This window comes from Nocardioides sp. P4_G10 (assembly GCF_056401175.1).
Genome location: NZ_JBFUJV010000001.1, coordinates 330,512 through 350,535 on the forward strand (window position 1 = coordinate 330,512; position 20,024 = coordinate 350,535).

Sequence of the window (20,024 nt, forward strand, 5' to 3'; positions counted from 1 at the left end):
GGCAGCGGCTGGCGCCGCCCCCACCGGTGGTCGTCGACGCCTCAGCCGTTGAGCTGGCTGTTCATCTGCTCGTCGGTCTTCGCTGCGAGCTCCTCCACGTCGCCGCCCTGGGCGATGGCGCTGAAGAGGTCCTCCAGGGCTCGTGAGCCCTCGACCGTGGCCCAGCCCGGAGCGGCCGGCGTGAGCTTGGCGTTGGACGCCGCGGCCACGGTGGCCTCGGCGTACTCGTCGTCACCGAGCAACGAGGCCAGCGACGTGCGGGCAGGCGTGAGACCGGCCTCGGCCATCAGCGTCTGGTAGTCCTCGCTGAGCATGAGCTCGACCGCCTCCTGGGCGAGGTCCTGGTTGGCCGACTTGGCCGCGATGGCGATGTCGGAGCCGCCGAGCAGCACGGGCGCGGGCTCGCCGTCCGGCCCGGGCAGGGCGAAGACGCCGACCTGCTTGGCGTGGCCGTCGGGGCAGCCGGTCTCGGGGTCCTCGAGGAGGCCCTTCACCCAGCCGGGCGTCGACATCATGCCGACCTCACCCGCGCAGAACGGGGTCCACGGGTCGGCCTCGTTGCCGTCCTTGGGCGCCCCCGACGACTCGGTGAAGAGCTGCTGGGCCATCTCCAGGCCCGCCACGGACTCGGGCGAGGACAGCGACCCGGTCCACTCGCCACCGTCGTCGACGGCGAGGTCGCCGCCGGCGGACCAGACGAAGGCCGCGCCGTTGCGCCAGTCCTGACCCGGGAACCAGAAGCCGGAGAAGTTGGCCGGCTTGGGGTTGTCCTTCTTCAGCGTGGCGGCCGCCTCGACGAACTCGTCGAGCGTCGTGGGGACCTCGAGGCCGGACTTCTCGAAGAGGTCCTTGCGGTAGAAGATGTACTTCGAGCCGGCGTAGTACGGCACGGCGTACGTCTCGCCGTCGACCGTCGCACCCTCGACGAACCCGGGCAGCAGGTCGTCGCCGCCGAGGTCGTCGAGCTCGTCGGTCAGCGGCGAGAACGCGCCTGCCGAGGTGAACGTCGGCGCCTGGGTGTTGCCGATCTCCACGACGTCGGGGGTCTCGGACTCGCTGGAGAGCGCGGTCGTGAGCTTCTCGACCAGGCCGTCCCACTCCTGCTGCTCGATGGTCAGCGTGGACCCCGGGTTGTCGTCCTCGAAGGTCTTCTTCAACCAGTCGCGGGCCTCCTGCGGAGTGTCCGTGCCGTTGAGCCAGACGCGGATGTCGGCCGACTCGGCGCCGCCGTCGTCGTCGGTGGACGAGCCGTCGTCATCGCTGCCGCACGCGGCGAGCGTCGTCAGCGCGAGCGCGGCGACCGCCACCCCGGTCAAGGACTTCCTGATGCGCACCACAGTGTTCCTTCCATCGATCTTCCAGTGGGTTCCCAAGTGGGGACGAGGGGCGCTCACGAGACGCCCAGCTCCCCGGCGAGCACGAGCACGGCCGCTCCCACGACCACCACGTCCTCCCCGAGCTTGGAGGTGCGGACGGCCAGCCCTGTCGAGCTGATCGGCATCGTCCGCTCGCGGATCGTCCGGTCCGTCGCGTCCAGCAGCGGTCCGTCGAGCAGCTCCGCGGGGCCGCTCAGCACGATCTCGTGGAGGTTGAGCGCGGCGACGACCGGCGCCAGCACCTCGCCCAGCCGGGTGCCGACCTCGGCGAGCACGGCGGGGCCGTCCACCCCGGGCTCGGCGACGCGACGTCGCAGCCGCGGCGCCGCGAGCAGCGTCTCGAGGCAGCCGGTGCGCGAGCAGGCGCACCGCTCACCGTCGGGGTCGACCACGACGTGGCCGATCTCGCCCGCGGCGCCGAGGTGGCCGTGGAGCAGCGAGCCGCCGAGGACCAGGCCCGCGCCGACGCCGGTGCCGACCCGCAGCACCATCAGACCGCCGTCGCCGGACTCGCCGAAGGTGTGCTCGCCGAGGACGGCGGTGTTGGCGTCGTTCGCGACGAACACCGGCACGTCGAGCGTCTCGGCGAGCCGGGCGGCGAGCGGGGTGTCGGTCCACGCGAGGTTGGGCGCGTCGACGACGGTGCCGTTGGCGTCGACGACACCGGGGCTGCCGACGCCGACGCCCAGGACCGGGCGGTCCGTCATCGTCATCAGCTGGGACGCCAGGGCCAGGACGAGCTCGACCGCCCGCTCCCCCTCCGCGCCGTCGACGTGCACCTCGTGCCGCGCCTGGACGGTGCCGGCGAGGTTGACGACCGCGCMGGACATGCGGTCGGTCTCGGAGAGGTCGAGGCCGATGATGTGGTGGGAGTCGGCGGCGAGGCCGACCAGCGTCGGCGGCTTTCCGACCCGCGACTCGGCGGGCGCGCCGAGCTCGGCCACGAAGCCCTCGGCGAGCATCTCCCCCACCAGGTCGGACACGGTGACCCGGGTCAGGCCGCTCGAGCGCGCCAGGTCGGCGCGGCTCGCGGGGCCCTCGCGGAAGAGCTGCTGGAGAAGCAGCGAGCGGTGGTGGCGGCGGGCGTCCTCCTGGAGCAGCTTGCCCCGGGGACGGAGCGGGCGGCCGACCGGTGTGTGCGGTGTCACATTAGTTAGTTCAGCGCACTTACATATCCGCCGTCAAGAGATTCCTGCGTCGGGTCGGCGACTGGTCCAGTCCAGGGGCGGTGGCCCAGCCACGTCCCGACGGCCGGGAATGTGGGCGGTGCACCGCTCGGCCGGCGCAAGCGGGCTCAGCCGAGGAGGGCGGCCGAGCTGTCCCAGCACACGGCGCGCAGCCACTCCTCCCCCAGGCCCAGCCGGGCCAGCGCCTCGAGCTGGACGACGTAGGGGTAGGGGATGTTGGGGAAGTCGCTGCCGAGGTGGACCTTCCCGGCCAGCCCGAGGTCGCGCAGCCGGGGCAGCAGGTCGGGCGGGTAGGCGCCGCCCATCTCCTCGAAGAACGGCGTGAACGCCATGGTCGTGTCGACCGCCACCCGCTCGTGGGTCTCGGCCAGCGTCAGGAACTCGGCGTACTCCGGCGCACCCGCGTGGGCGATCACCAGCCGCAGCCGCGGGTGGCGCGCCAGCAGCTCCGCCACCGGCCCGGGACCGGTGTGCTCGGTCGGCACGGGGCCGCTGCCGGCGTGCAGCACCACCGGCGTCCCGGCGTCCGCGACGACGCCCCACGCCTCGTCGAGCAGCGGGTCGGTGACGTCGAACGCGCCGACCTGCACGTGCACCTTCCAGACCTCGACCGGCTGGGACGGGGCGGCCGTGCGGGAGGCGACGTACGCCGTCACGCCGGGCTCGGGGAAGAACGTGCCGCACACCGCGGCCTCGGGCACCCGCTCCGCGAATCCGGCCGCCCAGTCGTTGAGGAACTCGGCCATGCCGGGCTTGTGAGCGTAGGGCAGTGCGGTGAAGCGGCGTACGCCGTAGGAGCGGAGCACCGCGACGAGCGCGTCGTCCTCGTCGCGGTAGTGCAGCGGCCACGGCCGGCCGATCAGCGGGCCGGCGGCGTCGAACTGCGCGCGGACCTTGGCCATCACCCGCGGCGGCAGGAAGTGGGTGTGCAGGTCGATCAGGCCCGGCAGGCCGAGGGCCTGGGCGAAGTCGACGGGAGTCAAGCCCGCGCCCTCAGTCCCGGTGGCCCTTGAGCCGCCGCTGGACCGCCTCGACCTTTTCCCGGTTGGCCGTCCGCTCGGCGAGCGTGTGGCGCTTGTCGTAGGACTTCTTGCCCTTGGCGAGGGCGATCTCGACCTTGGCGCGGCCGTCCTTGAAGTAGAGCGCGAGCGGCACGATCGTGTAGCCCTTGTCGGTGATCTTGCGCTCGATCTTGTCGATCTCGGACCGGTTGAGCAGCAGCTTGCGGCGGCGGCGGGCGGAGTGGTTGGTCCAGGTGCCCTGGCTGTACTCGGGGATGTGCACGCCCAGCAGCCACGCCTCGCCGTTGTCGATCTCGGCGAAGCCGTCCACGAGCGACGCGCGCCCCTGGCGCAGCGACTTCACCTCGGTCCCCATGAGGACGAGCCCGGCCTCCCAGGTGTCCTCGATGTGGTAGTCGTGGCGCGCCTTCTTGTTCTGCGCGACCATCTTCTGGCCCTGCTCCTTCGCCATGGGTCCATTGTCCCAGAGCGTGTCCAATCCGTTCTGGTCGGTCAGAGCCAGTTCATCGGGTCCACGGCCTCGCCGTTGGCCATGACGGTGAAGTGCAGGTGGCACCCGGTGGACCACCCGGTGCTGCCCTCGAAGCCGATGACCTGGCCCTCCTGGACCGTGTCGCCCACGCCGACGTTGTAGCCGCTGGCGTGGTTGTAGATCGTGGCGATGCCCTTGCCGCCGAGCACGCCGTGGTCGATCACCAGCCGGTTGCCGTAGACACCGCTGAAGTAGGAGGACACGACCTTGCCGGGCGCCGCGGCGCGCAGCGGGGTGCCGCAGCCGCCGCCGAAGTCCACGCCGTCGTGCAGGCCCCAGTAGTGGTAGATCGGGTGGGTCCGGTAGCCGAACGGCGAGGTGACGTAGCCCTCGACCGGGTAGGCCAGCAGGCCCGGGCTCGGGGTGGCTGGGTTCGACCGGGCATGGGCACGCGCCTCGGCGCGCTGGCGACGCAGGGCGGCGAGGGCGCGCTTGCGCAGCATCTCCTCGATCTGCTGCTGCTCCTTCTCGAGCTTGCGCAGCTTGGAGAGGTCCTTCGACCGTGCCTCGCTGGCCCCCGCACGGGCGTCGCGGCGCTCGATCACGAGCGAGACGACGGAGTCCTTGGCCGCCTGCTCCTCGGCTTCGAGGGACTGCATCAGCACGAGGTGCTCGGCGGCAGCCTCGCGCTTGACGGCCACGGCGTCGCGGGCCTCGGCGACCTGGTCCTCGCGCACCTTGAGGAGCACCTCCGCGGCCTTGAGCTCGTCGTACTCGCGCGCCTCCTGGCCGATGACGACGTCACGGACGCCGTCGCGTCGGGTGAGCTCCTCGGTGGAGTCGGCGTCGAGGAGGGAGGAGAACGCGATCAGCTCGGGGTCGCCCTCGGCGTACATGTCGGTGACGGTGCGGGCGACCTTCTCGCGCTGGGCGTCGCGGTCGACCTGGCCCTGCGCGAGGGCGGCCTCGGCGGCGGCGAGCTCCGCCTCGGCCGCGGCCAGCTCGGCCTGCATCTGCGCGTCGCGCTCGGCGGCGACCTCCACCTTGCCGCGCGCCGTGGCGAGCCGGGTCTTGGCGACACCGAGCTGCTCCTGGGCGGCTTGGAGGCGGGCCGCTGCCTTGCGCAGCTGGGCACTGGACTCGTCGAGGTCCTGGTGGGCGCCCTTGAGCTCGCGCTCGACCTTGTTCTTCTTGTCCTTGAGGTCGTCGGCATGAGCAGCGGACACACCCAGCGCCATGACTGCAACGAGAGCTGCAGCCACAGGGCGATGAGCGGCACGGGGGAAGGTACGCACCGGGGAAGCCTTTGCGTCGGGGAAGCGGGGAAGGGTGTCCTCCCGACGCCGGGCCGGTTGGACGCCTAGACGCTAACCTCCGGCGATCAGACTTTGAGGTATTTGCGCGTCAACACGAGTGTCGGGAGCAATGTCAGCAGCGGACCGAGGATCGCGACGGCCCCGGCGGCCAGCCAGAACTCGTTCCAGCCGATCCATGGCACGAACCTCAGGTTCTGCTGGAGGTCGCCGATCGCGAAGCGCAGGAACGCCGCCAGCGCCCCGATCGCGAGGGCGACGCTGATCAGTGCGGTGACCAGCGCCTCGAGGAGGAACGGCAGCGCGATGTAGAGCGTGGAGGCGCCCACCAGCCGCATGATGCCGATCTCCTTGCGGCGCGCGAAGGCGGCGAGGCGGATGGTGTTGGCGACCAGCAGCAGGGCCGCCAGCACCAGCAGCGCCGCGGTGCCCAGTGCGTACGTCCGCATCTTGGTGATGGTCGCGAGGATCGGTCCGACCTGCTCGCGCAGGTCCCGCACCCGCGAGACGCCGTCGAGGCCCTGGACCGCGCTGCTGATGCCCTCGTACTGCTCCGGGTCCTCGAGCGTGATCCAGATCGTCTGCGGCATGTCCTCGGCCGTCAGCGCGGGGTTGTCGCCGGAGAACAGTTCCTCGCCGTAGAGCTCCTTCGCCTTCTCGAGCGCCACCTCGCTGGACTCGAAGCGATAGCTCGACACCTCCGGGTTGTCCTTGACCACGGCCTCGATCTCGGTCTTCTGCGCCTCGGTCACCGGGTTGGGGCAGACCGGGTTGGAGTCGTTGAGCCGGCACAGGTAGACCGTGATCTGGAGCTGGTTGCCGAAGTGCTCGGCCGCCCGGGTCGCCTGCTGCTGGAACAGCAGGCCGATGCCCACCAGCGTCAGCGAGACGACCAGGGTGAGGATCACCGCCAGGTGCATCGTCAGGTTGCGTCGCAGGCCCTGGCCGAGCTCGGAGTAGACGTAGCGGAGCTGCATGGAGTGGGGGTCTCGATTCGTTCGGGGAGGCGGATCGGGTCAGGGCCGGGGCCCGGCGTCAGTTCTGGTGGCCGTAGACGCCCTGCGCCTGGTCGCGCACGACGTGCCCGTTGTCGAGCTCGATGACGCGCTTGCGCATCTGGTCGACGATGCCGGCGTCGTGGGTGGCCATCACGACGGTTGTGCCGGTGCGGTTGATCCGGTCGAGGAGCTTCATGATCCCGACCGAGGTGGTGGGATCGAGGTTTCCGGTGGGCTCGTCGGCGATGAGGATCATCGGCCGGTTGACGAACGCGCGCGCCACGGCGACGCGCTGCTGCTCGCCGCCGGACAGCTCGTCGGGCATCCGGTCGCCCTTGCCACTCAGGCCCACCAGCTCGAGCGTCTCCGGGACGACGTCCTTGATCTCCTTGCGGGACTTGCCGATCACCTGGAGCGCGAAGGCGACGTTCTCGGTCACGGTCTTGTTGGGCAGGAGTCGGAAGTCCTGGAAGACGGTGCCGATGTCGCGGCGCAGCCGCGGCACCTTCCAGCCGGCGAGCCGGTTGATCTCCTTGCCGGCGACGTAGACGCGACCGGTGGTCGGGCGGTACTCGCGGAGCACCAGGCGCAGGAAGGTCGACTTGCCCGAGCCCGAGGAGCCCACGAGGAAGACGAACTCCCCCTTCTCGACGTCGACCGACACGTTGTCGAGGGCGGGGTGGGGGTGGCCGGGATAGCTCTTGGTGACCTTCTCGAAGCGAATCACGGCGTCGAGGCTACGTGAGGGGTGGACGCGATCGACGAATCCGGGCGCCTAGCGGCCCTCGGGCAGCTCGAAGTCCGTCGGGGCGCGCTCGCCGGTGGCGGCGTCCCACGCCAGGACGCCGTCGTCGGCGGCAACGGCGTAGACGACCGCGCCGTCGGGCGACCAGGCGACCGCGCCGGGGGCGCCCGTGTGGCCATCGAGCTCCTTCGCGCGGCGGGCGTCGCGGGTCGGGTCCCACAGCGTCACGGACGTCTCGTCCAGCGACGTGAGCGCGATCGTCTTCCCCTCGGGGGCGTACGCCGCCTCGTGCAGGCGCGTGCCCCGGAGCTCGGCGACAGGGGTCCAGGTCTCGGCGTCCCACACGAGGGGCTGGCCGTCGGCGCCGATGCCGAGGAGCAGGGAGCCGTCGGGACTCCACGCCACCGTGCCGCCCTCCCCGGAGGAGACCTCCAGCGTGTCGCCCTTGACGAGGTCGTGCACCTCGACCGGGCCGTTGCCCGCGGTCGCGATCCGGTTGCCCTCGGGCGAGATCGCGATCCGGTGCACCTCCCCGCTCGTGCGGAGGAAGGCCACCTCGTCGCCGTCGACCGACCACACCATCAGTCGCTCGTCGCCGTCGTCGTCGAGACCGGCCGCCGCGACCAGCTCGCCGTCGGGGCTGTAGGCCACGGCCGTGACGGGTGAGCCGTCGGCCACGTCGCCGTCCGCGAGCCCGGTGAGCTCGGTGACCGGCTCGCCCGAGTCGAGGTCCTCCAGCACCACCGTGCCGTCGTCGACGGTCGCCACGGTCGACCAGTCGGGTGCGACCGCGACCGAGCCGCGGTCGGGGACGAGCTCGAGCGTCCCGTCGGTGGCGTCCCAGCGGCAGATGCCGTTCCAGCAGTCGGCCAGCACCTCGTCGCCGTCGGGGCTCACCGAGAGGTCGTCGGTGGCGACGAGCTCGTAGGCCGCGCTCCCCCCTGTGCCGCCCGGCCCGGCGTCGGTGCCCGTGCCCGTCGTCGGCTCGTCCGGCCGGTCGTCCGAGCAGCCGGCCGCCGTGAGGGCGAGCAGCGTCGCGGCGGCGGCGACGACGCGGCGGTCAGGCACGGACCGCGGCACCGGGGACCCGGGTGACGTCGAAGTGGAGGGTGCGCCCGTCCTGGCACTCGATGCGGTCGACCCGCCGCGGCCCGTCGGCGAGCAGTCCCTGGCTGACCGGACGCGTGCCGAGGCTGTCCACGACGTCGTACTCGTCACTGATGCGCAGCACCGACCACGGGCGGTCGGCGCTGCCGTCACCGGTCGCGAGGATGCCGTCGAGGGCGGCGCGCGCCAGGCGGGCGTGGCGGGCGGCGGCGTCCTCGCGGCCGGTGCGCCGCAACGCGGCGGCCAGCATCGCGTGGGCGGCCGGGCTGAGCAGCGACCCGGGCATGCTCGCCTCGAGCGCCGCGACCGCGTCGGCGTGGCGCCCCTCGCGGATCAGGACGTCGGCATGCTTGCGCACCCGCAGCTCCGGGTCGAACCCGGGGGCGGCGCGCACGGCGTCGCGCAGGGGCTCGAGCGTCTCGGCGCTCGGGTCGGAAAGGTGGGCGTCGACCAGGTCGGCGTACGTCGTCACGGGTGTCATCGCTGTCCTTCCTCGAGGAGCCGCTCGAGCTCTTCCTCGGTCATGTCCTCGAGCTCCTGCTTGCCGGTGCGACGTGCGTCGACCTCGACCGGTTGCTCGAAGTACTCCTCGTAGGTGTCACCGTTGGACGTGGACTTGTAGTCGTCGAAGTTCTCGTCCCAATCCTCGGCCTGCTCCTCGGTGATCCCGTCTTCCTCGTGCATGTCGAACGGGTCGTCCTGCCACGGCCAGCGCCACGCGTCCTGGTCGTCGATGGCCTCGAACTGGCGGGCGTGCCGCATCTCGTGGGCGGCGGTGTTGAGGATGAACGGGTCGTCGAGGATGCCCTCGTTGAGCGCGATCTCCGATCCTCCGCCGCGCGCCTGGCCCCAGAGGTCCCACGTCTCGGGCTCCCACGTGATGGTCGGGGTCGGGATGCCGGCCTCGGCCGCCTGCTCCTCGATCATCTCCTCCACCACCGCGCGCCGCTCGTCGTCGGTCATCGAGGCCCACCGCTCGGCGACCTCCGGGTCGGCGACGCCGTAGTCGTCGACGGAGTCCACGTGGCCCGGTGGTACGCCGCCCGCGATGGTCGCGTCGGCGGCGGCCGCCCGGCCGAGGATGGTGGAGACGTCGTCGGCCAGCGCCTGTGCGGTCTGCTGGCGGATGCGGGACCACTCGTCGGCCTCGTAGCGGTTCGGGAAGGTCGGCGGGTCGCTGACGTCGCTGACCGTGCCGTCGGAGCTGATCGAGAAGTCCTTGGCGCGGGCCTCCCCCTCGACCTCGGTGACCAGGCGCTCGACCTCCGCGACGATGGTCTCGGCGTCGTAGAGGGCGCGCTGCATCTGGCGCTTGCCGTCGATGTGGCGGTCGAGCTGCTTGACCAGCAGTGTGCGGCGCGCGACGGCGAACGTCACGGCCAGCCCGGTCCACGACTCGGGCACGCCCTGCGTCTCGAGCTGGTCGCGGGCGCCCTCGAGGGCGTCGAGGTCCTTCTTGAGGCTGTCGCCGGCGGTGCCGAGCGGCTCGGACTGCCAGCGCTTCGCGTCGCCGTAGGTGACCGTCATCAGCCACCGCCCAGCAGGCCGCCGAACAGGCCACCCGTGGTCTGGTCGACCGAGCGGTAGTCCTCGCCGGCGGCCGCGAGGTCGGCGCCGAAGTCGTCGGCCGCCGTCACCCACGCGGCGACCTCGTCGTCCCAGCTCGTGCCGAGCTCACGCAGGTGGTCGACCGAGGAGGCACCCGGGATCCCGCCTCCTGCCCAGGTCAGCGCGTCGGCGGACCCGTGTCCCTTGGCGTCGGCCGCCGCGCCCTGCGCGGCGTTGGCGGCATCCTGCAACGCGGCGAAGCCGACCTGCAGCTGCGACATGTGTCCCCCCGGTGGTCAGCGTGCCAGTGACTGACGTCTACCCCGGGTGGCGGCTGCGAAACACCTCAGGCGTCGACCTTGTCCGCACCCCGGCGCCAGCGGATGCCGGCCTCCATGAAGTCGTCGAGGTCGCCGTCGAAGACGGCGCTGGGGTTGCCGGACTCGTGGCCGGTGCGCAGGTCCTTGACGACCTGGTAGGGGTTGAGGACGTAGTTGCGCATCTGGTCGCCCCAGCTGGCCTGGACGTCGCCCTTGAGGTCCTTCTTGAGCGCGGCCTCCTCGGCCTTCTTCCTGGCGAGCAGCTTGGCCTTGAGGACGACCATTGCCGAGGCCTTGTTCTGCAGCTGCGACTTCTCGTTCTGGCAGGACACGACGATGCCGGTCGGGATGTGGGTCAGGCGCACCGCGGAGTCCGTCGTGTTGACCGACTGACCGCCGGGACCGCCGGACCGGAAGACGTCGGTGCGGATCTCGTTCTCGTCGACCTCGATCTCGTCGGTCTGCTCGAGCATCGGCACCACCTCGACGGCGGCGAAGGAGGTCTGGCGGCGGCCCTGGTTGTCAAAGGGGCTGATCCGCACCAGGCGGTGGGTCCCGGCCTCGACCGAGAGCGTGCCGTAGGCGTAGGGCGCGTGGATGGCGAACTCGGCGGACTTGATGCCCGCCTCCTCGGCGTAGGACACCTCATAGACCTCGACGCCGTACTTGTGCTGCTCGGCCCAGCGCGTGTACATCCGCATCAGCATCTCGGCGAAGTCGGCGGCGTCGACGCCACCGGCGCCAGAGCGGATCGTCACGATGGCCTCGCGCTCGTCGTACTCACCTGCGAGCAGCGTTCGGATCTCGAGCGACTCGACGGACTTCTTGATCCGTCCGAGCTCCCGCTCCGAGTCGGCGAGCGTGTCGGCGTCACCCTCCTCCTGGGCCATCTCGACCATGAGGGCGAGGTCCTCGATGCGGGTCTCGAGGCTGGTGAAGCGGTCCATCTCGCCCTGCAGGGCGGAGAGCCGACCGGTGATGCGGGTCGCGCTCCCGACGTCGTCCCACAGGTCGGGGGCCGCCACCTGCTCGCCCAGGTCCGCGATCTCCCCACGCATGCGGTCGAGGTTGAGGACCTGGCCGACGGTCTTCATGGTCGCCCGGAGCTGCTTGATCTCTACGTCGAAGTCGATGCCTGCCACAAGGAGCAACAGTACGGCGCACGCGGGAAGGGTGTCGAAAGCACCGGTCGGACAAGCAGCAGCGGCGAGCACTCCCGGCCTGTGATTCCGGTCGTGCCCGCCGCTGCGGATCGGGTGCGGGTCAGCGCGTGCAGAGCACCTCGGGCGTCGCGACGGCGGCGACGGCGGCCGGCGTGGCGGAGGTTGCGAGGTCGATCTTGAGGCGGAAGACGTCCGAGACGTCGAGGACCTGGTCGGCGACGACCGTGCCGACTGACAGCGAGTGGGTGGTCAGGACGGCGCCGTCGGCGCTGACGGTCACGGCGCCGCTCGAGCCGGTGGCGGAGCTGTCGGTGAGGGCGTACGTCGCCCGCAGGTCGGTGCACTTGCGGCCGAGCGTGTACTCCACGGACGACGGGGTCCCCGAGGTCGTGGTCGCCAGGCTCTGGCCGTAGTACTCGGCGCCGATCAGGACGCCGGTGGGCTCGACGTTCACGCGGGGGCCGCTGAGCCGGTAGACCAGCTTCTCCCACTTGTAGACCTCGACGGCCAGGGCCTTGCTGTAGCCCTTCTTGAGGCCCTTCGAGGCCGGCTTGAGGACGCGGTACTCGCGCGAGCCCTGGGTCGAGGGCTTGTCCTTGAGGACGTAGGTGCCGTTCTTCTTGATCTTGGCGTTGCCCGTGGACTTCCACGACTTCTTGTTGCCCACGCGCTGCTGCAGGACGACCTTCTCGCCGGCGGCCTTGGGCGTCACGCGCCCCTTGACCTTGACGGTGTCCTCCTTGGCGACGGCGACCTCGAGGTTGGCCTTGGCGGTGATCTTGTAGGCCTGGGCCTTGGCAGGCGCGGCCTGCGTCGGCGCGGTGAGCGCCAGCGAGCCGGCGGCGAGGGCCACGGTGGCGGCCAGAGCGGTCAAGCGGTTCATGGTTCTATCCCCGTCGTGTGGGCCCGGGAACGGGCCGTTCAACGAGGGAGACGCCGCCGGTCAGGAGAAAGTTGCGACCGGCCCGAGAAGAGTTCCGGCGTGCGCCGGCACCGACAGCACCCCGTCGCGTACGTCGACCCCGGCAGGGGTCTCGAAGAGCACCTCGCGCTCCCCGACCCGGGTCGTCGCGGCCGTGTCGCCGGCGTTGACGACGACGAGCAGGTCGCCGCGGCGCATGGTGAACAGCCGGCCCTCGACGGTGCACGACACCGAGCCGAAGGCCGGGTCGGTCAGCTGCGGCAGCTCGCGGCGCAGCCGGCCGAGTCGCCGGTAGCACTCCAGCACCACCGCATGGCGACCACCGGACAGCTCGTCCCAGTCCAGCTTCGAGCGGCGGAACGTCTCGGGGTCCTGGGGGTCGAGGACCTCGTCGGGGTCCCAGCCCATCCTCTCGAACTCGGCGATGCGGCCGTCCGCCGTCGCCTTCCCGAGCTCGGGCTCGGGGTGGGAGGTGAAGAACGCGAACGGCGTCGAGGCCGCCCACTCCTCCCCCATGAACAGCATCGGTGTGAACGGCCCGGCGAGCGTCAGCAGGGCGGCGCACGCGAGCTGGTCGTCGTCGAGGTGCTCGGCGAGCCGGTCGCCGCGGGCGCGGTTCCCGATCTGGTCGTGGTTCTGGTTGGCCACCACGAGCCGCCAGGTCGGCATGTGCTCGGTGTCGACGGCCGTGCCGTGGTCGCGCTCGCGGAACGACGAGAACGTCCCGTCGTGGAAGAACCCCTTCTCACACACCTTGGCCAGTGCCTCGAGCGGCTCGAAGTCGGCGTAGTAGCCGGTGGTCTCGCCGCTCAGCGCGACGTGGACGGCGTGGTGGAAGTCGTCGCTCCACTGCGCGTCGAGGCCGTAGCCGCCGGCCTCGCGCGGGCGTACGAGGAGCGTGTCGTTGAGGTCGGACTCGGCGATCAGGGTGAGCGGGCGCCGCAGGTGTGCCGACAGCGCGGCGGTCTCGACCGCCATCTCCTCGAGGAGGTGGACCTGCGAGGTGTCCTGAAGCGCGTGCACGGCGTCGAGCCGCAGGGCGTCGACGTGGTAGTCCTCGAACCACATCCGGACGTTGTCGAGGATGTAGCGGCGCACCTCCGCCGAGTCCTCGCCGTCGAGGTTGACCAGGTCGCCCCACGTGTTGCGCCCGGCCTTCAGGTAGGGCCCGAACAGCGGGAGGTAGTTGCCCGAGGGGCCGAAGTGGTTGTGCACCACGTCCTGGACCACCCCGAGGCCCTTCGCGTGGCAGGCGTCGACGAAGCGGCGGTAGGCGTCGGGGCCGCCGTACTGCTCGTGGACGGCGAACCAGGCGACGCCGTCGTAGCCCCAGTTGTGGGTGCCGTTGAAGGAGTTGACCGGGAGCAGCTCGACGAGGTCGACGCCGAGGTCGACGAGGTGGTCGAGCCGCTCGACGGCGGAGTCGAGGGTGCCGTCCGGGGTGAAGGTGCCGATGTGCAGCTCGTAGACGACCGACCCCGCCAGCTGGCGGCCGGTCCAGGCGGCGTCGGCCCACTCGTACGTCGTCCGGTCCCGCCGCGAGAGCCCGTGCACGCCGCCGGGCTGCCGGCGCGAGCGCGGGTCGGGGCGCGGGTCGGGGTCGTCGTCGACGAGGTAGCCGTAGTCGACCGACTCGTCCGTCGGCACCGGTCCTGCCGGCGCCCACCAACCGTCGGCGTCGCGGGTCATCTCCACGACGCTCTGCCCCTCGGGGGCGGCCACGCTCAGCCGCACCCGCTGCGGGCGCGGCGCCCAGACGTCGAAGGGTCCCCGAGAGGGCGTGGTCATGTCAGTCCTTCCTCAGTCCTTCTTGACCAGCAGGGCGACGGGGTGGACGGCGAGCAGAGTGGCGAGCCGGCCGTCGGTGTCGAGGCCGGTGAGCAAGTCGTGCCACCGACCCTCGGGCAGGTCGAGGACGGTGTCGTTCCAGCCGCCGGCCGCGGCGAGCCCCACGGGGAGGCGGGTGGCGACGGCGATCGCGCCACCGCGGTCGAAGGCGACCGCGTGCGCCGCGGCGGACCCGGAGGCGGTGACCGGCGTGTAGCCGGTGAACAGCTCCGGCCGCTCGCGCCGGAGGGTCAGGGCGGTGCAGGTGACGTGCAGCTTGGTCGCCGCGTCGTCCTCGGCGGTGCCGGCGAGCACCGCGGCGCGGTGGTCGAAGTCGACGGGACGGCGGTTGTCCGGGTCGACCAGCGAGGTCTCCCAGAGCTCGCTGCCCTGGTAGACGTCGGGCACGCCCGGCATCGTGATCGCGAGCAGCTTGGCCACGAGCGAGTTGGCCTGGGCGGGCTCGTCGATGCGCGCGGCGAGGTCGACCAGCACGGCGCGCACGCCGCCTGCGTCGAAGACCGCGTCGACCGCGGCGTGCACCTGCGACTCGTACGCCGCGTCGGGCTCGGTCCACGTCGTCCGGTCGCCGGCCTCCCGCATCGCCTTCTCGGCATAGCCGTGCAGCCGGTCCCGGAGGTCGGGCAGGTGGTCGGGCGTCCAGGCGCCGAGCACGGCCTGCCACAGCAGCGAGCCGAAGCCCTCGTCGGGGACGGGTGCGAGGCGGAGCAGCTCGTCGAGCGCCCGCTCCCAGCGGCCGGGCTCCTCGGCGAGCACGGTGATCCGGGCGCGGACGTCCTCGCCGCGCTTGGTGTCGTGCGTGGAGAGGGTGACCATCGCGTCGGGCCAGTCGCGCTGGCGCGCGGCCATCGCCTCGTGCCAGTCGTCGACGTCGATCGCGAAGATCGACGGGTCGCCGCCGACCTCGTTGAGCGACGTCAGCCGCGACCAGCGGTAGAACGAGCAGTCCTCGACGCCCTTGGCCATGACCATGCCCGAGGTCTGCTGGAGGCGCCGGGCCGGCTGGCTCCACTCGTCGTGCAGCAGCGGTTCGAGGACGTCGTACGTCGCGGCGAGGTCGGGGCGATGCTCCCGCGCTCGGGCGAAGGCCTGGTCGAGGTGGTCGCGGCCCTCGGGGAGGTAGGAGCGGTAGACCGGGAAGCAGGCCAGCAGCTCGCCGATGGCGTCGGCGACGGCGTCCTCGTCGGCGCCCTCCCCCGGCTCGTCCTGCTTCGCGTGCAGCGCGCGCTCGACCTCGCGCGTGATGCGCCGTACCTCGGAGTGCAGGATGCCGTCGGCGACGGCGCGCTTGTTGTCGTGGACCATCTGCTCCCAGTCGACCGACGCGCCGCGGAGCCGGTCCTCCAGCGCAGTGAGCGGGGCCTCCCCGGCCGGATCGGTGAGCAGCCGGTCGATGAGCGCGAGCGCGTCGTAGCCGGTGGTGCCGTCGGTCGCCCACTCCCCGGGCAGGTGCTCGCCGGGCTCGAGGATCTTCTCGACGAGCACGTAGGCGCCGCCGGTGAGGGCGGCGAGGTCGTCGAGGTAGCGCTTGGGGTCACGCAGGCCGTCGGGGTGGTCGACCCGCAGCCCGTCGACGAGGCCCTCGTCGAACCACCGCTTGACCTCGACGTGGGTCTCGGCGAAGACCTCGGGGTCCTCGACGCGCACGGCGGCGAGGGTGTTGACGGCGAAGAAGCGGCGGTAGTTCAGGTCCTCGTCGGCCGCGCGCCAGTTGACCAGCCTGTAGTGCTGCTCCTCCAGCGTCGAGGTGTCGGGAGCCAGCGGGAAGCGCTGGTCGTGGTAGCGGACCTCGTCCTTCCCGACCTCGATGGCGCCCTCGTCGTCGTCGCCGATGACCGGGATCACGATGCGGCCGTCGCCGGCCGCCCAGTCGACGTCGAAGGCCGACGCGTGCTCGGACTCGCGGCCCAGCTTGAGGACGTCCCACCACCACGGGTCCTCCGAGGGGGTGGCGACGCCGACGTGGTTGGGCACGATGTCGACCAGCACGCCCATCCCGAGGCGCCTCGCCTCGGCCGACAGCGCGGCCAGGCCCTCCTCGCCGCCCCGCTCGGGGTCGACGTGGTCGAAGGCGACGACGTCGTAGCCGTGGGTGCTGCCGGGCTCCGAGGCCAGCAGCGGCGAGAGGTAGACCCAGTCCACGCCGAGGTCGTGCAGGTAGGGCAGCACCTGCGCGGCGTCGTACAACGTGAAGTCGGGACTGACCTGCAGGCGATAGGTGCTGTGCGGCGTACGACGCTCCGGCCGGGCAGGCGGGTGTGCGTCGCTCACGTGAGGTCCGTGCCCGAGCGGGCCGCGAGTGATGCCGCCACCGAGTGGTCCGGGCTGGCCTCGGGCTCGGAGTGCTCGCGGAGCACGACGAGGCTGTGCGTGTTGAGGTCGAACGTGCCACCGGCCTCGTGCGTCGGGCCGGCGTCGGCGTTGCCGCCGGTGTCGATCACCACGTCCCACGCGGCGGCGTACTCCTCTGCCGGCAGGGTCACCGTCGCCGGGCCGTCGGCGTTGAAGTAGAGCAGGAAGTGGTCGTCGGTGATGGTGGCTCCGCGGGCGTCCTTGCCGGCGATGCCGTTGCCGTTGAGGTACATGCCGATCGCCTTGCTGCCCTCCCAGTCGCCGTCCTCCATCGGCTCCCCGTCGAGGCCGAGCCAGACGATGTCGTTGAGGCGCTCGCCGTCGCCGGTGCGCACCGTGCTGCCGGTGAAGAACCGCTTGCGGTGGAAGGTCGGGTGGTCGGCGCGCAGCTTGGCGACCGCCGCGGTGAACTCGATGAGCGGCTTGTCGGCGTCGTCCCAGTGCACCCAGCTGATCTCGCTGTCCTGGGCGTACGTGTTGTTGTTGCCGTCCTGGGTGCGGCTCAGCTCGTCGCCGTGCAGGAGCATCGGCACCCCCTGGCTGAGCAGCAGCGTGGCGATGAAGTTGCGCTGCTCGCGGGCCCGCGCCTCGAGGATCTCGGCGTCGTCGGTCGGGCCCTCGACGCCGTGGTTCCACGAGCGGTTGTGGCTCTCGCCGTCGTTGTTGTCCTCGCCGTTGGCCTCGTTGTGCTTCTCGTTGTAGGAGACGAGGTCGCGCAGCGTGAAGCCGTCGTGGGCGGTGACGAAGTTGATGCTGGCGAAGGGCCGGCGACCGGAGTGCTCGTAGAGGTCGGAGGAGCCGGACAGCCGGGAGGCGAACTCGCCCAGCGACGGCTCGCCGCGCCAGAAGTCGCGCACGGTGTCGCGGTAGGCGCCGTTCCACTCGGTCCACTGCGGCGGGAAGCCGCCGACCTGGTAGCCGCCGGGGCCGATGTCCCACGGCTCGGCGATCAGCTTGACCTGGCTGACGACCGGGTCCTGCTGCACCATCTCGAAGAAGGTGGAGAGCTTGTCGACGTCGTAGAACTCGCGAGCCAGGGTGGCGGCGAGGTCGAAGCGGAAGCCGTCGACGTGCATCTCGGTGACCCAGTAGCGCAGCGAGTCCATGATCAGCTGCACGGAGTGCGGGTGGCGCACGTTGAGGGTGTTGCCGGTGCCGGTGTAGTCCATGTAGTAGCGCTGGTCGTCCTCGACGAGGCGGTAGTAGGCCGCGTTGTCGATGCCCTTGAAGCTCAGCGTCGGGCCGAGGTGGTTGCCCTCGGCGGTGTGGTTGTAGACGACGTCGAGGATGACCTCGATGCCCGCGGCGTGCATCGCCTTGACCATCGCCTTGAACTCCTGGACCTGCTGGCCCTGCTGGCTCGAGGCGTAGTCGGCGTGCGGAGCGAGGAAGGCGAGGGTGTTGTAGCCCCAGTAGTTGCGCAGGCCCTGGTCGAGCAGGGTCGAGTCCTGCACGAACTGGTGGACCGGCATCAGCTCGATCGCCGTGACGCCGAGCTTCTTCAGGTGGGCGGTGACCGAGGGGTGCGCCAGCCCGGCGTACGTCCCACGCTGCTCCTCCGGCACGTCGGGGTGCAGCTGGGTGAGGCCCTTGACGTGCGCCTCGTAGATGAAGGACTCGTTGTAGGGGATGGAGAGGCGGCGGTCACCCTCCCAGTCGAAGAACGGGTTGATGACCACGCCGTGCGTCATGTGCGCCGCGGAGTCGTCGTCGTTGCGCGAGTCCTCGTCACCGAAGTTGTAGGCGAACAGCGACTGGTCCCAGTCGATGTCGCCGGCCGTGGCCTTGGCGTAGGGGTCGAGGAGCAGCTTGTTGGGGTTGCAGCGCTGGCCCTGGGTGGGGTCCCACGGGCCGTGGACGCGGTAGCCGTAGCGCTGACCGGGCTGCACGGTCGGGATGTAGCAGTGCCAGACGTAGGCGTCGACCTCGGTGACCTCGAGCCGCGTCTCGGTGAAGGAGCCGAGGTTGTCGGGGTCGGGGTCGAACAGGCACAGCTCGACGCGCTCGGCGACCTCGCTGAACAGGGCGAAGTTCGTGCCGGTGCCGTCGAAGGTGGCACCCAGGGGGTAGGCAGTGCCGGGCCAGTTCTCGGTCATGCCTTGAAACTACCGGCGACTCGCCGCGAGTCCCGCCACGGACCATCTGATGGGGTGGGCAGCGTGACGGCCGTTACGCGGACCTCGGTCACGGCACCACCGTCACCGCTGCAGTGCTGCTCGCGCCGACGGTCGGGCTGCTCGGTGAGCCGGGGATGGTGAGCGGCAGGTCGAGCGGCGCGCTCAGCCGGACCGTGACGGAGCGGCCGACCGGGTCGACCCGTACGCCGACGTCGATGCCGGGGTACGTCGAGCCGGCGCCGGCGCGGGCGAGGTAGTCGCGCACCGCGGCCTCGACCGCGGCCTCCTGCTGGGTGAGGCGCTCGCCGTCGAGGCCCTGCTCGTAGATGCCGGCGGACCCGAGGTCGGCGCCGTAGAGCGCCGCACCGTCGGCGAGGTTGTCGAGGCCCTGCCGCTGGAGGTAGGCGGCCGACGCGTCGATCACGACCACGATGGCCATCAGCAGGATGCTCGCGAACCCGATGATCAGCAGCGTCACCTGTCCCTCCTCGTCGCGGCACCTCATCGCTCGCCGTCCTGGCCGTCGTCGGACCCGCTCTCGACGTACTGCCCGATCGGGACCGTGTGGGTCGCGTCGAGCGAGAAGACCGCGGCGCCCTTGCCGAGGATCGCCGGGAAGAACGGCAGTTCCACCCCGGAGTCGACGCGGACGGTGATGACCGAGGTGCCGACGTGGCAGTTGCCCGCGGGGGCGTCGCACGTGACGGTCACCCGGGCGCGCTGGCCCGGTGTTCCCTGGTCGGCCAGCACCTGGCGTACGACGGCGTCGGCGCGGGCCGACCCCGTGGCGTCGTCCGGCGCCAGGGCGTAGGCCCGCCCGGCAGCGCGGGCGGCGGCGCTGGTGGCGAACGCCCCCTGCTGCACCTCGAAGACCGAGATGACGATCCAGACGAGCGGGACCAGCAGGATGATCGCGAGCCAGGTGAGCTCGACGAGGGCGGAGCCCTGCTCGTCCCGCCGCGCGCTCAGTCGCGTCCGGGTCACGGTGGTGCCACCTCGGCGATGGCGTGGCCCGAGACGCGGACGGGCACGCCTGCCCCTCCGAAGCCGAGCAGGCCCACGTCGGCGGTCACGACGGCCTCGTAGCCCGGGGCTCCCCCGACGAGGGCCGGGCGGACGGTCACCGTGCGGACGAAGTCCGCGGACAGGGCGCCGCTGACCAGCTCCTGCACCTTGGCCCGGCCGGCGGGGGCCGACGAGCCGGCGACCGCTGCGTGGCGGGCGCCCTCCGCTGCGGCGGAGGCGAGGGTGTTGCGCACGTGGAGCACCAGCGCGAGCTGCAGGATCCCGATGACCAGCGGGAGGAGGACGAGCAGGACGAGGACGAAGTCGACGACCGCAGCCCCGCGTTCGCTGGTGCGGGCGCGGCGAGGCACCGGGCCCTAGCCGCTGACCATCGCGAAGGCCTGTGCCAGCAGGGCACGCAGCTCGTCGCTGACGAACGGCGTCAGCGCGGCGACGACGATGGCGGTCATCAGCGTGACCATCACCCAGCCGGGCACATCGCCACGGTCGTCACGAGCGTCACGAGGTC

Annotated in this window: 19 protein-coding genes; all 19 read right to left on the bottom strand. The window is 71.5% G+C overall.

The annotated features are described in order from the left end of the window. Positions 1-41: 41 nt before the first annotated feature. Positions 42-1,334, bottom strand: coding sequence for an extracellular solute-binding protein (locus AC1DP1_RS01600; RefSeq protein WP_477505347.1), 1,293 nt, complete (start codon positions 1,332-1,334; stop codon positions 42-44). A gap of 56 nt (positions 1,335-1,390) precedes the next feature. Then, complete coding sequence (locus tag AC1DP1_RS01605; protein ID WP_477505348.1) at positions 1,391-2,524, bottom strand: ROK family transcriptional regulator; 1,134 nt, start codon at positions 2,522-2,524, stop codon at positions 1,391-1,393. A gap of 146 nt (positions 2,525-2,670) precedes the next feature. Continuing rightward, a complete protein-coding gene (locus AC1DP1_RS01610; RefSeq protein ID WP_477505349.1) occupies positions 2,671-3,546 on the bottom strand; it encodes an amidohydrolase family protein in 876 nt (291 codons plus the stop codon). Between the two features lie 10 nt (positions 3,547-3,556). Beyond that, on the bottom strand, positions 3,557-4,036 hold the full coding sequence (smpB, locus tag AC1DP1_RS01615) for an SsrA-binding protein SmpB (protein WP_191196367.1): 480 nt from the start codon (positions 4,034-4,036) through the stop codon (positions 3,557-3,559). Positions 4,037-4,077: 41 nt separating this feature from the next. Then, complete coding sequence (locus AC1DP1_RS01620) at positions 4,078-5,295, bottom strand: peptidoglycan DD-metalloendopeptidase family protein (RefSeq protein ID WP_477505350.1); 1,218 nt, start codon at positions 5,293-5,295, stop codon at positions 4,078-4,080. A 143-nt stretch (positions 5,296-5,438) separates the two neighbouring features. Next, entirely contained in the window at positions 5,439-6,347 is a 909-nt protein-coding gene (gene ftsX, locus AC1DP1_RS01625; protein WP_457191534.1) for a permease-like cell division protein FtsX, read from the bottom strand. A 58-nt stretch (positions 6,348-6,405) separates the two neighbouring features. After that, positions 6,406-7,095: a cell division ATP-binding protein FtsE gene (gene ftsE / locus AC1DP1_RS01630; protein ID WP_300046307.1), complete on the bottom strand. Its 690-nt coding sequence runs from the start codon at positions 7,093-7,095 to the stop codon at positions 6,406-6,408. A 48-nt stretch (positions 7,096-7,143) separates the two neighbouring features. Further along, entirely contained in the window at positions 7,144-8,181 is a 1,038-nt protein-coding gene (locus AC1DP1_RS01635; RefSeq protein ID WP_477505351.1) for a WD40 repeat domain-containing protein, read from the bottom strand. Beyond that, positions 8,174-8,701 carry a DUF4919 domain-containing protein gene (locus AC1DP1_RS01640; RefSeq protein WP_477505352.1) on the bottom strand — a complete coding sequence of 176 codons (528 nt, stop codon included), beginning with the start codon at positions 8,699-8,701 and terminating at the stop codon, positions 8,174-8,176. Before AC1DP1_RS01640 ends, AC1DP1_RS01635 begins: the two co-directional genes overlap by 8 nt. Beyond that, positions 8,698-9,747: a hypothetical protein gene (locus AC1DP1_RS01645; protein ID WP_477505353.1), complete on the bottom strand. Its 1,050-nt coding sequence runs from the start codon at positions 9,745-9,747 to the stop codon at positions 8,698-8,700. Before AC1DP1_RS01645 ends, AC1DP1_RS01640 begins: the two co-directional genes overlap by 4 nt. Continuing rightward, positions 9,747-10,049, bottom strand: coding sequence for a hypothetical protein (locus AC1DP1_RS01650; protein WP_477505354.1), 303 nt, complete (start codon positions 10,047-10,049; stop codon positions 9,747-9,749). The genes AC1DP1_RS01645 and AC1DP1_RS01650 overlap by 1 nt, the downstream gene beginning before the upstream one ends. Positions 10,050-10,114: 65 nt before the next feature. Further along, complete coding sequence (prfB, locus tag AC1DP1_RS01655; protein ID WP_457184648.1) at positions 10,115-11,230, bottom strand: peptide chain release factor 2; 1,116 nt, start codon at positions 11,228-11,230, stop codon at positions 10,115-10,117. A 121-nt stretch (positions 11,231-11,351) separates the two neighbouring features. Further along, on the bottom strand, positions 11,352-12,134 hold the full coding sequence (locus AC1DP1_RS01660; RefSeq protein WP_477505355.1) for a hypothetical protein: 783 nt from the start codon (positions 12,132-12,134) through the stop codon (positions 11,352-11,354). Between the two features lie 60 nt (positions 12,135-12,194). After that, complete coding sequence (treZ, locus tag AC1DP1_RS01665; protein WP_477505356.1) at positions 12,195-13,961, bottom strand: malto-oligosyltrehalose trehalohydrolase; 1,767 nt, start codon at positions 13,959-13,961, stop codon at positions 12,195-12,197. A 12-nt stretch (positions 13,962-13,973) separates the two neighbouring features. Beyond that, positions 13,974-16,292 carry a malto-oligosyltrehalose synthase gene (gene treY / locus AC1DP1_RS01670; protein WP_477505357.1) on the bottom strand — a complete coding sequence of 773 codons (2,319 nt, stop codon included), beginning with the start codon at positions 16,290-16,292 and terminating at the stop codon, positions 13,974-13,976. Beyond that, positions 16,289-18,469 (bottom strand): glycogen debranching protein GlgX, encoded by a 2,181-nt coding sequence (gene glgX / locus AC1DP1_RS01675; RefSeq protein ID WP_477505358.1) that lies wholly within the window; start codon positions 18,467-18,469, stop codon positions 16,289-16,291. The genes treY and glgX overlap by 4 nt, the downstream gene beginning before the upstream one ends. 88 nt (positions 18,470-18,557) lie before the next feature. Then, positions 18,558-18,968: a pilus assembly protein TadG-related protein gene (locus AC1DP1_RS01680; protein WP_300046322.1), complete on the bottom strand. Its 411-nt coding sequence runs from the start codon at positions 18,966-18,968 to the stop codon at positions 18,558-18,560. 23 nt (positions 18,969-18,991) lie between these two features. Next, entirely contained in the window at positions 18,992-19,474 is a 483-nt protein-coding gene (locus tag AC1DP1_RS01685) for a hypothetical protein (protein ID WP_477505359.1), read from the bottom strand. Then, complete coding sequence (locus tag AC1DP1_RS01690) at positions 19,471-19,866, bottom strand: TadE/TadG family type IV pilus assembly protein (RefSeq protein ID WP_300046324.1); 396 nt, start codon at positions 19,864-19,866, stop codon at positions 19,471-19,473. The genes AC1DP1_RS01685 and AC1DP1_RS01690 overlap by 4 nt, the downstream gene beginning before the upstream one ends. Positions 19,867-20,024 lie beyond the last annotated feature (158 nt).

Coding starts and splice junctions, on each gene's coding strand:
- treZ (WP_477505356.1), bottom strand. CDS start 13,961: ATGACCACGCCCTCTCGGGGACCCTTCGACGTCTGGGCGCCGCGCCCG.
- glgX (WP_477505358.1), bottom strand. CDS start 18,469: ATGACCGAGAACTGGCCCGGCACTGCCTACCCCCTGGGTGCCACCTTC.
- AC1DP1_RS01640 (WP_477505352.1), bottom strand. CDS start 8,701: ATGACACCCGTGACGACGTACGCCGACCTGGTCGACGCCCACCTTTCC.
- smpB (WP_191196367.1), bottom strand. CDS start 4,036: ATGGCGAAGGAGCAGGGCCAGAAGATGGTCGCGCAGAACAAGAAGGCG.
- AC1DP1_RS01660 (WP_477505355.1), bottom strand. CDS start 12,134: ATGAACCGCTTGACCGCTCTGGCCGCCACCGTGGCCCTCGCCGCCGGC.
- AC1DP1_RS01645 (WP_477505353.1), bottom strand. CDS start 9,747: ATGACGGTCACCTACGGCGACGCGAAGCGCTGGCAGTCCGAGCCGCTC.
- ftsX (WP_457191534.1), bottom strand. CDS start 6,347: ATGCAGCTCCGCTACGTCTACTCCGAGCTCGGCCAGGGCCTGCGACGC.
- AC1DP1_RS01620 (WP_477505350.1), bottom strand. CDS start 5,295: ATGGCGCTGGGTGTGTCCGCTGCTCATGCCGACGACCTCAAGGACAAG.
- AC1DP1_RS01650 (WP_477505354.1), bottom strand. CDS start 10,049: ATGTCGCAGCTGCAGGTCGGCTTCGCCGCGTTGCAGGATGCCGCCAAC.